This window comes from Amycolatopsis sp. lyj-346 (assembly GCF_046548975.1).
Lineage (GTDB): Bacteria > Actinomycetota > Actinomycetes > Mycobacteriales > Pseudonocardiaceae > Amycolatopsis.
In genome coordinates this window covers 203,973-218,168 of the sequence record NZ_JAJPWT010000013.1, presented here as the reverse complement: position 1 = coordinate 218,168, position 14,196 = coordinate 203,973, and the positions used below count along the sequence as shown (strand labels likewise).

General features: G+C 69.4%; 8 protein-coding genes. 7 read left to right on the top strand and 1 reads right to left on the bottom strand.

The features are described from left to right. Positions 1-431 precede the first annotated feature (431 nt). Positions 432-1,019, bottom strand: coding sequence for an adenylyl-sulfate kinase (gene cysC, locus ACLJQE_RS32535; protein WP_410643351.1), 588 nt, complete (start codon positions 1,017-1,019; stop codon positions 432-434). Between the two features lie 513 nt (positions 1,020-1,532). On the opposite strand from cysC, the gene ACLJQE_RS32530 reads away from it, so the two are divergent. From ACLJQE_RS32530 to ACLJQE_RS32500, 7 genes are read left to right on the top strand one after another with little or no spacing between them, the layout of a single operon-like run. Beyond that, positions 1,533-2,597, top strand: coding sequence for an NAD(P)/FAD-dependent oxidoreductase (locus tag ACLJQE_RS32530; RefSeq protein WP_410643350.1), 1,065 nt, complete (start codon positions 1,533-1,535; stop codon positions 2,595-2,597). Between the two features lie 53 nt (positions 2,598-2,650). Then, on the top strand, positions 2,651-3,628 hold the full coding sequence (locus ACLJQE_RS32525) for a hypothetical protein (protein ID WP_410643349.1): 978 nt from the start codon (positions 2,651-2,653) through the stop codon (positions 3,626-3,628). Continuing rightward, positions 3,625-5,280 carry a class I tRNA ligase family protein gene (locus tag ACLJQE_RS32520; protein WP_410643348.1) on the top strand — a complete coding sequence of 552 codons (1,656 nt, stop codon included), beginning with the start codon at positions 3,625-3,627 and terminating at the stop codon, positions 5,278-5,280. Before ACLJQE_RS32525 ends, ACLJQE_RS32520 begins: the two co-directional genes overlap by 4 nt. After that, positions 5,264-6,952, top strand: coding sequence for a SidA/IucD/PvdA family monooxygenase (locus ACLJQE_RS32515; protein WP_410643347.1), 1,689 nt, complete (start codon positions 5,264-5,266; stop codon positions 6,950-6,952). The genes ACLJQE_RS32520 and ACLJQE_RS32515 overlap by 17 nt, the downstream gene beginning before the upstream one ends. A 54-nt stretch (positions 6,953-7,006) precedes the next feature. Next, positions 7,007-10,486, top strand: a complete 3,480-nt coding sequence (locus ACLJQE_RS32510) for an AMP-binding protein (protein ID WP_410643346.1) — start codon at positions 7,007-7,009, stop codon at positions 10,484-10,486. Next, complete coding sequence (locus ACLJQE_RS32505) at positions 10,486-12,390, top strand: ABC transporter ATP-binding protein (RefSeq protein WP_410643345.1); 1,905 nt, start codon at positions 10,486-10,488, stop codon at positions 12,388-12,390. The genes ACLJQE_RS32510 and ACLJQE_RS32505 overlap by 1 nt, the downstream gene beginning before the upstream one ends. Next, entirely contained in the window at positions 12,387-14,195 is a 1,809-nt protein-coding gene (locus ACLJQE_RS32500) for an ABC transporter ATP-binding protein (protein ID WP_410643344.1), read from the top strand. The genes ACLJQE_RS32505 and ACLJQE_RS32500 overlap by 4 nt, the downstream gene beginning before the upstream one ends. Position 14,196 lies beyond the last annotated feature (1 nt).

The following is a 14,196-nucleotide window of genomic DNA, read 5'->3' as shown; positions in this document are numbered from 1 at the left end:
CGCGGTGCACTCCCGGTCGGTCGGCACGGCCAGGCGGACACGGCACATCTCCGCACTGCCAACCGTGGCGTCGGGCGCAGCAGTGCCCGGAAGCTCGGTGGACGACACGAAGCCGCTCGTTCTACGACGGCTGATGCTGCCTCGCGTGAATGTGCATTCGACAGTTTCGCCAGTGCGCGTGAAGGAATCAGGCAGTCACGGTGAGAAGTGGATCGTTGCCCGTTCGGCCTTCGTGGTGTGACTTGTCGTGCTCAATCAGTGTGGCGCCCCCTCCCCAGTGGGCCATCCGATACCGCGCGCGTCGCGACACTCGTACCAGTGTCTGGGAGCGCTCTCAGCAGCTTACGACGATCGGCTCGACCTTGGCAACCCCTGTGGGGAGGCGACGCGCGTCACGATCGAAAGTCCATACGGCGCAACGATAACAGTGCTCATGCTGCGGCTAGCCGGGCCGTTACGAAGGCGTGCAGTGCTTCGACCGACTCGGCAACCGACTGAGTGTGTGCCGGTAGTGCCAGTTCCGGACTGACCGGCGGCTCGTACGGGTCGTCGATGCCGGTCAGCCCGGTCAAGCGCCCGGCTCGTTGTTCGGCGTACAAGCCTTTGACGTCACGGTCGGCGCACACACCGAGAGGAGTCGCGACATACACTTCGGCGAAGGCGATGCCATCTTCGGCGTGGTGGGACCGGACATCGAGCCGACTGGTGGCGTACGGTGCGATCACCGGCACCAGCACGGTCACGCCGTTGCGGGACAACAACCTTGCGACGAATCCGATCCGCCGCACGTTCTCCGTGCGATCGGCTCTGCTGAACCCCAAGTCCCGGGTGAGACCCCGGCGGAGCTCGTCGCCGTCGAGGACTTCGACCCGGCGTCCGCGCGCCCGCAACCGCTCGGCCACGCCGCGAGCGATGGTCGACTTTCCCGCACTCGGCAGACCGGTCAGCCACACTGTCATGCCCGAAGGGGCCGGCACCCCGGCCGCTGCTGCCGAACCACGTACCGTGTCGTCGAACATGACCACAACCGCCTTCCCCCAAGTCGATTCCGGAGGCAGCTTACCCACGAGGAGCGTCGAATAGCGATGTTGCCGGAGCGTCGCAGAGCAGGGAAGCCTCTGTCCTCATTGGACCCGGGGCGGACTGGACACCCCGTCGATCCGGCGGAATATCCCCGATCCGGGAGGTGGATCGTAGAGTCCAGGCGGTGTCGATGCGGAAATCGTGCAATCCAAACGATGTGCGGTCGAAGTAACTTTCGGCGGCCGTGCGGATTAATCGGAGAATGTGCGTCTTCTTGGCCGAGCTGGTTGACAAGGTGTTTGGTCCGCGTCCATGCTGGACGACGGGGAAGCAAGTCGCTCGCGTCGGCGTGGGTGCTGGTATGGATTCGATCATGTTATTGCTGGCGTTTCGATAACAGCGACTCAAGAACAAGTTTCGGCGTTATTCGGCCACGAGGGGGAAAGTTTCGTGAACGCTCTCACCGGCGCGTCCTCTGTGACGCGCTGTCAATTCATGTGCGCCGTCCATTGCCGAAAACCGTGATAGACTGCCTTGTCATCGGTGGTGGCATCATCGGCGCGAGCGTGGCCCATCAGGCCGCCGGCCGCCATCCCGGATGGGACATACACCTGCTCGATCCCCGCGGGATCGGTTCGGGAACGACGGCCTCCTCGGCCGGCCTCTATGTGCCGTTCGGTGCCACGACCGAAATACGCTCTCTCGTCCGCGACGGCCTGCCCGCCTTCTCGGCCTACCGATCGTGGGTCGCCGACGACACGATCCGCGACCTGCGGTTCCTGGTCGTGCTACGCACCACCGCGCGCAACGACCTCCTCGCCATGATGACCGGCGGGGCAGCACACGAGCCGACCGCCGACGACCTGGACTGGTTCGCGCACCGCTATCCCGAATGCGATCTCGCCGGCCAGGAGATCATCCGGCTCGACGGAGCGTTCCGGGTACGCGCCGGCGAGCTCGCCGGCCAGCTCGCCACGGCGTCGCCGAACGTGCGCTTCGTCGCCGCCTCGGCCCAGGTCGTTCGTCGCCGGGAACAAGGGTGGGTCGTCGAACACGATGCCGGGACGACCGCCGCCGCCCGCGTGATCCTCTCGGTCGGGCCGTGGATGCTGCCGGTACTGGACCTTCCCGCGCCGTCGGCGCTCGACGCGCCGGGCAGGCGCAAGCGGGTGGCGGCCATGCACGCCTACAACGCTCCGAAGGCGGACGACCGGGCGGTCTACTTCCTGGACGACGACGTCTTCCTGTTACCCGAACCACGGCTGGGCTACACAATCGCGAGCTTCTACCTCGACCGTTGGAGCCAGCCTCCGGGCAGCGGCGATCCGGTCCCCGCTCCAGCCGATCAGGCGGTGGGGCGAGCCGCGCTGGCCCGTCGCATCGGCCCCGCGTTCGCCGCGACGTGCGGTGGCGGCCGGGCGGGGACCGACGTCTACCAGCCGCAGCGCCTTCCGGCCGTGCTGGCACTCGACCCGGACAGCACCCTGCTGTTCGCCGGCGCTGGTTCCGGCTCGGGCGTGCGCCTTGCGCCCGGAATCGCCACGCGGGTGGTCGGCTGTCTCACCGCTGCATGACATCGACGATTTCTCGCCGGCCGGAGCCGGGTACCAGTCTGGAAGGACAGTCCTTGAACGCGCTTTTCGAGTCAATTCGCGAGGCCGCCGCGGCGGACGCTCCCGGCCTCGCCGACATCACACTCCCGCCCGACGGTCGCTACCAGCGTGCGGAGACTACGATCCGTGAGCTGTCCGATGCGGTGTCCGGCGTCCTGCGCGCCGGGTTCGAGCACGTGAGCGACTTCCCGCTGCTGGTCGTCGGCTGGGGTCGCTGCCGGGTCGGCTCGACCGCCATGACGAACCTCTTCGGCATCGCCGGTGCCGCCGCCTACTACCAGCCGGTCAAGACGATCGCGCGATTCCGGCTGGTCGGCGGGGAAGGAACGCCGTGGCGATTCGGCCCGCAGGAACGAATCCTCTTCGCCAAGGAGATGGCCGGGCCGTACATCCCCTACGAAGCGCTTTTCAACCCGATTCAATGCCTGATGGCGGCAGGGTGGCCGGCGGATCGGCTGCACCTGCTGGTCCTCGACCGTGAACCGCGGGCTTCGCTGGACTCGTGGATGGGCAAGTGGCACGAGAAGATCGGCCGCATCCGCGTCATCGAGAACTTCCTGCTCAGCACCATGAACTACGACCGCATGCGGGCCTTCGCCCGGCGCGAGGGGGTGGCCACCACCCATTTCCCGTATGAGGCGAGCCGCGCTCCCGCCGAGACCGTCCGCTGGATGTTCGATCGCATCGGCGTCGGCGAGCTGTTCGACGAGCGCATGCTGACCGGCTGGGGCACCTCGGGCGACCTCAACTCCGCCGATGCCAAGATTCATTTTCCGGCCGAGCCGGCCGAGTACGTCGTCCCGGGCATCCACGGACAGGGCAGCGAATACAGCTATCAGCCGCGCCGGATCAGCCAGCTCCGCGACGACGAGCTCTCCGTTGCCGAGGCCGCGGCGGTCGTCGCGAGCTACCGCGCCTCGATCGACGGCTTCTGCCGGGAACTCGAGGTGAGCCCCGAGTGGCGGCAGAAGATCTTCCCGGAGTCGTTGTGAACGAGGCAGCGGAGATGACGGCGTCCGCGTCATGGCTCGCGATCGCCCCGCCACCGACCCCGAACGGCGACCTACACCTCGGCCACCTGTCCGGGCCGTACCTGGCCGCCGACATCTTCGCCCGCCACCAACGGCGCAAGGACGGGTCGGCCCGCTATCTGTGCGGTCTTGACGACCATCAGACATATACGGCCCTGCAGGGCATCCGCGAGGGACGCACCGCGGACCAGATCGCCGACCACTTCGGGGCGCGCATAGAGGCGGCGCTGGACCGCTCCGGCATATCGATCGACGTGATGGTGCGGCCGAGGGCGTCGGCCGAGTACACGACGTTCGTCCAGGAGTTCGTCCGCGTGCTGCACGAGCGCGGGCAGATCGTCGCGCGCGAGCGGGCTTTGCCGTTCTGCGCCGGGTGCGAGCGGTGGTGCTACGAGGCGTACGTCTCCGGGGGGTGCCCGCACTGCGGGGTCGCTACCGGAGGCAACGGCTGCGAGGGTTGCGGCCGGCCCAACCAGTGCGCGGATCTCACCGATCCGGCCTGCACCGTGTGCGCCGCACGAGGCGAGATCCGGTCGGTCCGCCAGCTGGTGTTCCCCCTCGAGCCGCACCGGGACATGCTTACCGCGTACTGGGCCGAGACAGCGATGAGCCCGCACGTGGTCCGGCTGTGCCAGGACGCGGCCCGCACCGGACTGCCGGAGCTCGCGGTGACCTATCCGGGTGACTGGGGCATCCGCGCGGCCGTTCCCGGGTTCGCCGAGCAGCGGATCTACGTGTGGGCCGAGATGGCCGCCGGATATCTGGCGGCCGGCCCGGATGTCTGGCGCCGCTCCGGCCACGTCGTCCAGTTCTCCGGGTTCGACAACGCGTTCTTCTACGCCGCCTTCTTCCCGGCGCTGATGACCGCCTTCGATGCCGCCGTCACGCCGCCGGCGGCGTTCGTCACCAACGAGTTCTACCAGCTCGACGGGCTGAAGTTCTCCACCAGCCGCCGGCATGCCATCTGGCTGTCAGAGGTGCTCGACGAGGTGCCCGCGGACCTGCTGCGGCTGTACCTCGCCGCCGAGGGGCCCGCGGTGTCGGAGGCGAACTTCACCTGGCCCCGTTTCGACCTGCACATCCGGCAGCTCCTGCTGCCGCGGTGGACACAGTGGTGGGACGAGCTGACCCGCCGCGCCGCGACGACGGCCGGAGTCCCGCCACGGCGGGCCGGGCTCACCGCCGGCCAGCGCCGATTCCGATCGCGGATCCACCGTCTCGCCGACGAGGTGGATCAGGCACTCGGCGCTGCGGAGTTCTCCACCCGCCGCGCTGTCGACCTGCTCGACTTGGTGGTCCGCGAGGCAGCGGAGTACGGCGCCGCGCACGACACGTCCCGCGCCGGTGCGGACGGGCTCGCCGAGGCGGTGGGGCTGGAGCTCGAGGCCGCAGCCGTCTTCGCACTCTGTCTCAGCCCGATCGCGCCGGCCACGGCGCAGCGGATCTGGACGGCGCTGGATCGTCCGGGCCACGTGCACGAGGTCCCGTGGGCGGATCGCGACGCACTGCCGATGGACCGGTCGGCCGTCGTCGCGCTGGACCACGTGGGCAAGGCGCTGCAAGCCGATGGCTACCAGACGGAGGAGATGGTAACTCGTGGCGCGACCGACTGACGAGGTCATCGATACCGATGTCCTCGGTATCGGCCTTGGGCCGGCGAACCTGAGCTTCGGCGCGCTGCACGAGCCGCTGGACGGCAAGCGGGTGTGCTTCGTGGAGGCGGCACCCTTTTTCCAGTGGCACGCCGGGATGATGGTGCCGGAGGGGCAGCTCCAGGCGTCCTTCCTGAAGGATCTGGTGACCCCGGTCGATCCGACGAACCGCTTCACCTTTCTCAACTACCTGACCGAGCAGGGCAGGCTGCACCGATTCCTGATCGCCTGCGCCGGCACCGGCGCCTATCGCGAGGAGTTCGAGAAGTACTACCGGTGGTCCGCCGAAAGTCTGCCCGGAGTTCGATGGGGACACGCCGTCGAGCGCGTCGAGCTGGCGGGCGACCGATTCCGGGTGACCGTGCGGAAATCCGGCGGCGAGGAGTTGTCGGCGTACGCGTCGACCCTCGTGCTCGGCACCGGCAAGCAGCCCTATCTGCCGCCGGTCGCGGCAAGACTGTCCGGCCGGCGGGTGCTACACAGCAGCCGGCTCCTGTCCGGCACCCTGGACATCGGCGGCAAGGACGTGCTGGTCGTCGGCGGCGGGCAGAGCGGCGCCGAGGTGGTCGACTATCTTCTCGCCGGAGCCGACGGCTTGCCCACGTCGCTGACCTGGCTGTCCAAGCGCAGCGGGTTCCAGCCGCTCGACGACTCGCCGTTCACCAACGAATGGTTCTTCCCCGGTTACGTCGACCATTTCTACGCGCTGCCACGCGAGAGCCGGGAATCGCTGCTGAAGAAACACCGGCTGGCGAGTGACGGCATCTCCGAGTCGACGCTGCGCGACATCTACCGCAGGCTCTACTACCTCGACCTGACCCGCCCGGGCAAGGTGCGGCATCACCTGCGCCCCGCTTGTCACGTCGAGGCGCTGCGCCCGGACGGCGACCGATTCGTCGCGCTGGTCAAGGAGCTGGACGGCACGGGCCATTTCGAGGTGCCGGCGGACGTGGTCGTGTTCTGCACGGGGTATCGGGGCGGGATGCCGGCCTATCTGGCCGAGCTCGACCCGCAGCCGTCCCGGGACGGCGACCAGCTGCGGATCGGCCGGGACTACCGGCTGGACTGGTCCGGTCCGGAAGGGCTGTCGATCTACGTGCAGAACGCGGCCGAGCACAGTCACGGGATCGCCGATCCCAATCTCAGTCTCGCGGCATGGCGCAGCGCCCGCATCATCAACTCGATCCATGGACGGCAGGTCTACAACACCGAGCGGGAGCAGTCCACCTCCCGGTTCGGTCCGGCGCCGGCTGCCGTCACACTGCCGGAGGTCGTGGCGACCCCGTCGCGGATCGAGCCGGACGGCGACCATCCGGTGCCGGTCGGTTTCGCTGACGCCGAGCGTTCTCCCGGTGGCATGTCCGTCGAGATGGCGATGCTGCCGGGCAGCGAAGTGCGAAAGGTGCCGTTCAGCTCCTCGCGCTGGGAGGTGCCGCCCGGAGCGGTGAGCGACCTCGACGTCCACGAGGTGGAGGAGATCTGGATGGTCCGCTCGGGCCGCGGACGGCTCATCTCCGAGCAGGTCCGGACGGAGGTGGCTGCGGGCGACATGGTCTTCATGCCGAGCAAGGTGCCGCATCAGGTGGAGAACACCGGCGACGAGCCGCTGCGGTTCTTCTCCGTCTGGTGGTGACCTCCACTGTCCCGGCGCGCAGCGAGACGACCCGACAACTCGAAGGAAATCCTGATGCAGGACGTTGACCGGCCGGCGACCGGAAAGTTCGTCGTGGTGCGTAACGACGAGCAGGAGTTTTCCGTCTGGCCGGTGGAAACGCCGCCGCCCGCCGGGTGGACGCCGATGGGCACGACCGGTAGCGAGGACGAGTGCCTCGATCACATCGGGCGTAGCTGGACGGACATGCGTCCGCGGTCGGTGCGGGAACCGGGCTCGCGGCCGTGGCACCTGCACGAGGAAGGTCCGCCCGGCGTCGTACCGGAGGAGTCCGGAGCCCGCGGCCACGCCGTGCCGGTCCCGGACGTCGGCATCTCGGACTTGATCGATCGTCGCAACGAGTGCTTTCCCGACGAGATCGCCGTCCGGTTTGCCGGTACGACCGTGACCCGGGCCCAGCTGGCAGGCAGGACCCGACGGCTCGCATCCCGACTGGTTGCCCTCGGCGCCGGTCCGGAGCGGCCGATCGCTGTCCTGCTGCCCAGATCCGGCGACGCCGTCGTGGCGATCGTCGGCGTGCTCAGGTCCGGCTCGCCCTACCTTCCGCTGCCCACCACCGACCCGGTGTCGCGGTTGCGCACGATACTGCGCGACGCGGGCGACCCGCCGGTGCTCACGGACGACGCCGGCCGGGCGACGCTCGCCGGCTACGAGGGCGTCGTCACGATGATGGGCGACGACGAGGAGAACGAGACGCCCGGCCTTCCGGCCGTGGCTGGGGAAAACCTTGCCTATGTGGCGTACACGTCCGGCACGAGCGGACCACCGAAGGGAGTCTTGGGGACCCACCGCCAGCTGGTGAATTACGTCCGTTGGTGCGCCGAGGAGTTCGCGCTGGAGCCGGGCGAGCGCGCGCTGCTGCACGCGCCGTTGTACTTCGTCGGCTCGGTGATGACTCTGTTCACCGCTCTGGTTGCCGGGTGGGAGCTGGACGTCGCGCCGGAGCCGGTCGCCTTCGATGAGCTGCGCGACCAGGCGCGCCGGCGAGGGTGCGGGTTCTTGAAGCTCACGCCTTCGCACGTACGCGCGCTGACAGCCATCGGCGACGTGGCGGGCCTGGCTCGGCTTTACATGATCGGCAGCGAGCCGTTGGTGCGTACACCGGCGCTGACCGGATGGATGGCCGAGAGCCCCGGTTCCCGCTACGCCAACCACTACGGCATGAGTGAGACCTGCGGGGCCACCTGGTACTGGATCCGGGGCGACGAGCCGCTCGGTGAGCGCCTGCCGGTGGGTCGTCCCATCCACAACGCGGAGGTCCATGTGGTCGGCGCGGATGGCCGCCGGCTGCCCTACGGCGAGGTCGGCGAGCTGTGTTTGGCCGGTGCGGTCGTGGGCCGCGGCTACCACGGCAACCCGGCGCTCACCGCCCGGCGCTGGCGGCCGCATCCGTGGGGCCGGCCCGGCGAACGTCTCCTGTACACCGGTGATCTGGCCCGGATGACGCCGGACGGCGTGGTCGAGGTGCTCGGACGCTCCGACCGGCAGGTGAAGATCCGTGGGCACCGCATCGCCCTGCCCACGGTGGAGGAGGCGGTCCTGCGCTGCCCGGGAGTGGCCGAGGCCGTTGTGTCGGTGATCCCCGACAGCCAGGAGGTGCCACGGCTGACTGCCCTGCTGCGGGCTGTGCCGGGCTCGCAGCCGTCGGTCGGGGTCGTCCGCGAGCGTCTGCTGGCGGAGCTGCCGGAGCCGTGGGTGCCCTCGCATTACGTGGTGACCCGGGAGTTCCCCCTCACCCCGAACGGTAAGATCGACTACGCCCGGCTGGCCGGGAGCCGTGGCATCCGGCCGGACACGGCGGGCGTGTTCCGGGAGCCGGCCACACCGGGCGAGAAGGCCGTCTGCGACATCTTCGCCGACGTTTTACACCTCGAGCGAGTGGGCGCGGACGACGACTTCCGCGACCTCGGCGGCGACTCCATGAGCGTGGTCCAGGCGATGTCACTGGTGCAGGACGCCGGAATCGACGTCTCCATCGGCGAGTTCTTCGAGCACGGTACACCGCAGGCCCTGGCCGCACTCGCACGCCGGTCGGACACGACGACCGAGCCGGCGTCCCTCACCGCCGGGACCTCCGAGCCGGACGTCGAGGAGGACATCCCGGCGGCGGAGGAGCTCTTCGTCCCCGATGGGACCGGCCGGGTCCGCCGGGTCGCGGTGCCGTTCGACGGTGCGGGCCGGTCGGCTCCGCTGACCTGGGGACAGATGCACATGTGGCGGCCGATGCTGCAGTACGGGGCGGCATTCGCGGGTCTCAACATCACCCGGTTCGTCGACCTCGGTGTACCCGGCGCCGACCTCGGCACCTGCTTGGCCGCGATCCGTCGTCTCGCCGAAACCTACGAGCCGGTTCGGACCAGGTTCGTCGCGGCCGGGGACGAACCGCTGCAGCGGGTCGCGGCGAGCGGAATGCTCCATGTCGAGGTGCTCGACGCGGAGCTCGGCGAGGTCGACGGAAGGGCGCGGGAGCGCGCCGCGCAGCTCGCCGCGGAACCGTTCGACCACGCCGTCCACTGGCCGGTGCGCGTCTGCCTGATCAGCGCCGAGGCCCGCATCCGCTCGATCGCCGTCGTCGTCTCCCACCTGGCCTTCGACGGGTGGAGCGTAGAGCGGCTCACCGAGAGCCTGGCCTGCTGGATCCGTGGTGACTCCGTCGTGCTTCCGGACCCGCTGCAGCCCGTCGACGAGGTGGCCGAGCAACGGTCTCCAGGCGGACAGCGCCGCAGCGGGCAAGCACTCGCGTACTGGCGGGAGCGACTCGCCGAGCTGCCGCCGATGACCGCGACGCCGCAGGTACCGCGGGCGGATCCGCCGTGGCAGCGCTGGGCACTGTGGTCGTCCGAAGTGGCGGTCCACGCGGCCGAGCTCGCTCGCCGGACCCGCACCTCGACGTCCACCGTGATGCTGACGCTGGCGGCGATCGGGACCACGGCACTGCAACAGCAGGACACTGTCGGGCTGTTGCTGATTTCGGGCAACCGCTTCACCCCACGCGAGCGCCTGAACGCGGGTTCCGCCGTGCAGGACGCACTCGTCGTGCACCACGGCGGCGACGGCAGGCCGCTGTCCGAGTTGATCAGAGCGACGTACCGGAACGCGACGGAGGCCTACTTCAACGGCCGCTGCGACCCGGTCGCGCTGGCGGCACTGCGGGACGAGGCCACTGGTGCCGACCGGCCCGATCTGTCGTGGTACTTCAACGACGCCCGGCTGGGCCGCGAGTGGGAGCCGGGTGCCACCGGCGGCACCACCGGCGAGCCGTTCCTAGTACGGGGTCTGACCTACAGCGACATGACGTTCTGCCTCGGCCTGGCGCAGCGTGGACCGCACTGCGAAGTGTTCCTGCTGGCGGATACGGCGGTTCTGCCGGGTGAACGCGTCCGTCGTTTCCTGGCGGCCTTGGCTCCGTTGCTGTCACGCGCCTTGCGTGAGGATCTGTGCGCCGCCGACGTGGCCGAGGCGCTGCTGGGCTCATTGCCGGAGGGAAGCCGCTGATGCGGGCGCGCATGACGCGGTATTGGGCCGAGGCCGTGGAACCACGACTGTTTCTCCTCGCGCAGCTGCGCGGCGTTCCGGTCCGATCGACCGCGATGTTGACAGTACTCAATGTCGGCGTCGGGTTGCTGCCGGTCGGATTCGTCGTGGCCACCAGCGCGGTGATCGGCCGGGCACCCGGTGCGGTGGCCGGCGGTCTCGGCTCGACGGCCTGGCGTGAACTGGTGATCGCCTTTGTCGTGGCCGGCGCGGCCTTCCTGCTGCAGCAGCTGTTGACCCCGCTCTCGGTGTCGCTCGGGCAACGGCTGAAGCACCGGGTGGACGGGCGCTTTCACGACCGGTTGATGGCGGCGTCCCTGCGGACCGCCTCGATCACCCCGCTGGAGGACCAGGCTTCGCTGTCCCAGCTCGAGCAGGCGGCCGAGGGGCTGGAGAAGGGCAACCGCACGCCCGGCGACGCTGCCGTCGGAACGCTGGCCCTGGTGTTGCGCTATTCGCGGCTGCTCGGGTTCCTCGGTGTCATCGGCGTGACGTACGCGTGGTGGGCTGCAGCCTCCACCGGTTTGGTCACGATGGCGTTCCGCTTCGGTCAGCGTGGTGGTGTCCGGATATACACGAGGCTTTGGCCTCATCGGACGCGCTATCGCCGTGAGGCCGAGTATTTCCGGGTTCTGGGGATAGGCGCGGAGAGCGCCAAGGAACTGCGGGTGTTCGGCTTGGCGGACTGGGTCAAGGAGCGTTACCGGTCGGCCGCGGTCGAGGCATTGCGCCCGGTTTGGCGCGAGCGCCGCCGGGTCAGCGTCGGCAACTTCGTCTGGTTCACGGTCGCGGGCCTGGTGATCGGCTTCGCCGTGCTGGCGGCTGTCCTGCGTACCGCGGCGGCCGGCGAGCTGTCCCTGTTCGCGCTGGCGCTCACCCTGCAGGCCATGGTGTCGGCCGTACTGCTGGGCGAGTTCTACCATGAAGCGGACACGGCCACCCAGTTCGGCATGCTGGCGGCGCGGGCGATGGACGTCTTCGAGCGGCAGGTGCGCGACCTGGAGGCGGCCGAGTCGCCGGCGCACGGGGATGCTTCGGCGGCACTGCCGGACATCAGGGGCCTGCCGGCGCGGGACATCAGTTTCGCCGGGGTGTCGTTCGCCTATCCCGGCGGGACATCGCCGGTCTTCGAAGGACTGGACCTCACATTGCGGGCCGGCGAGTGCACGGCGATCGTCGGACTCAACGGTGCCGGCAAGACCACCCTGGTCAAGCTGCTGGCCCGGCTGTACGACCCGGCCGGCGGCGCGGTACTCGTGGACGGCGGAGACATCCGCGATCTACCGATCGACCAGTGGCGTCGCCAGCTCGCCGTGATCTTCCAGGACTTCAACCGGTACGAGCTGACGGCCGGGGACAACATCGCCTTCGGCGCGGTCGAAGAGCCGCCCACCTCGGATGCGCTGCGACAGGCCGCGATGGCGGCCGGTGTGCTCGACGTGCTCCAACGGCTGCCGAATGGCCTGGACACGCGGCTGAGCCGCCGGCACACCGATGGCGGGCAGCTCTCGGGAGGGCAGTGGCAGCGGCTGGCCATCGCCCGGGCGCTGTACGCGGTGGCCGCCGGTGCGCGGGTTCTCGTCCTGGACGAGCCGACGGCAGCGCTGGACGTACGCACCGAGGCCGCGTTCTTCGACGAGTTCGCCGGGTTGACCCGCGGAGTCACCACGCTGCTCATTTCGCATCGGTTCGCGACCGTGCGGCGCGCCGATCGGATCATCGTGCTGTCCGGCGGGCAGATCATCGAGGACGGCTCACACGCGGCGCTGATGGCCGCGGGCGGCACCTACGCGCATCTGTTCGACCTGCAGGCTCGGCGCTTCACCGACGAAGATGCCGACAGCGACGCAGAGGTGCCGGCATGACGGCGTTGACGAGCATCCGCAGCATGCTGGCGATCGTGTGGCGGGTCAGCCGCCGCAAGATGGCCGTGTCCATCCTGCTGATGGCACTCGGTGGCGCATCGTGGCCGCTGCTGGCGCTCGCCCTCAAGCACGGCGTGAACAAGACGCTCGCCGGGGATATCTCCGGCGTCACCGCCGCTGCCGCCTTCATCATCTGCGGTCTCATCGGCGCTCTCATCCTGCAGCATTTCGCGTACGTGCCGTACGCGGAGGCCACCGAGATGGCGGCGATCTCGCTCGAGACGGAGCTGATCGAACTGGCCAACACCGCACCTGGCATCGAGCAGTACGAGAACGCCGAGTACGCCGACAAGCTGGAGCTGTTGAAGAAGGGCATGGCGGAGTTTCACGACGGCATGCTGGGCCTGATGTCGCTGGTGTCCCTGGTGACTTCGGTCGTCATCACCGCTCTGCTGCTGGTCTTCCTCGATCCGTGGCTGCTCCTGCTGCCGCTGGCCGCGCTGCCGCCGGTGCTGGCGAGCCAGCGAGCCCAGCGGACCGTCAACCGTGCCAAGGAGGAGTCGGCGGCCACGACCCGCCAGGCGAGCCACCTCTTCGGGTTGGCTACCGGCGCGCGACCGGCCAAGGAGGTGCGCCTGTTCCGCCTGCAGGGCGAACTTCGGCGCCGGCACACGACGCTTTGGCACGAGGTCGAGGCCGTGTTGTGGCGGGCCGAGCGGCGGGCCGCCCTGGTCGAGGCGGGTGGGCAGCTCGTCTTCGGCGTCGCGTATGTCGGTGCGGTCCTGCTGGTCCTGCGCGAGGCGGTCGCCGGGCACGCGGGCGTAGGCGACGTGGTCCTGGTCATCGTCCTGGCGGTCCAGGTGAATCAGCAGGTCACCGCGGCGCTGGAGCTGTTCCGCAAGCTGCAGCGGATGGCCCAGGGCATGACGCGCCTGCGGTGGCTGCGGCAGACGGTCACCGCGGGGCAGGCCGAGGCGGCCACGGCGGCGGTGCCCGATCGGATCCGCTCCGGCGTCGAACTGGAAGGCGTGTCGTTCGCCTATCCCGGTACCACGCAACCGGTGCTCCACGGTGTCGACCTGCATCTGCGGGCCGGGTCAACGGTGGCGATCGTCGGGGAGAACGGCGCGGGCAAGTCCACCCTCATCAACCTGCTCTGTGGCTTCTACCGGCCCACGACGGGGCGGATCCTGCTGGACGGTGTCGACGTCAGGACATTCCCGGCCGCGGACTGGCGGGCCGGGCTGGCCACGACGTTCCAGGACTTCGTCCGGTTCGAACTGCCCGCCGGGCAGGTGGTCGGTGTCGGTGACCTGCCGCGCCGGGACGACGCGACCGCGGTCCGTGCGGCGATCGAGCGCGCCCGCGCCGAGGATGTCGTGGCCCGATTGGATGAAGGACTCGCCACTCAGCTGGGCAAGTCCTGGACCCGGGGTGTGGAGTTGTCCGGCGGTCAGTGGCAGAAGCTCGCGGTGAGCCGGGCCATGATGCGAACCGGGCCGCTACTGCTCATCCTCGATGAGCCGGCCTCGGCGCTCGACCCGCAGGCGGAGCACGTGCTCTTCGAGCGGTATGCGGAGAACGCACGCCGGGTCGGCGAGGAGTCGGGCGCGGTCACCGTCTTCGTTTCGCACCGTTTTTCCACGGTCCGGATGGCCGATCTCATCGTGGTGCTCTCAGAGGGCCGCGTGGCCGAGGCCGGCAGCCACACCGAGCTGATCGCACACGGCGGGCTGTACGCGGAGCTGTTCGGCATCCAGGCGAAGGCGTACGCCTGGAAGGCGCCCGATGACGCGCACCGCTGAT

Coding starts and splice junctions, on each gene's coding strand:
- cysC (WP_410643351.1), bottom strand. CDS start 1,019: ATGTTCGACGACACGGTACGTGGTTCGGCAGCAGCGGCCGGGGTGCCG.
- ACLJQE_RS32510 (WP_410643346.1), top strand. CDS start 7,007: ATGCAGGACGTTGACCGGCCGGCGACCGGAAAGTTCGTCGTGGTGCGT.
- ACLJQE_RS32505 (WP_410643345.1), top strand. CDS start 10,486: ATGCGGGCGCGCATGACGCGGTATTGGGCCGAGGCCGTGGAACCACGA.
- ACLJQE_RS32500 (WP_410643344.1), top strand. CDS start 12,387: ATGACGGCGTTGACGAGCATCCGCAGCATGCTGGCGATCGTGTGGCGG.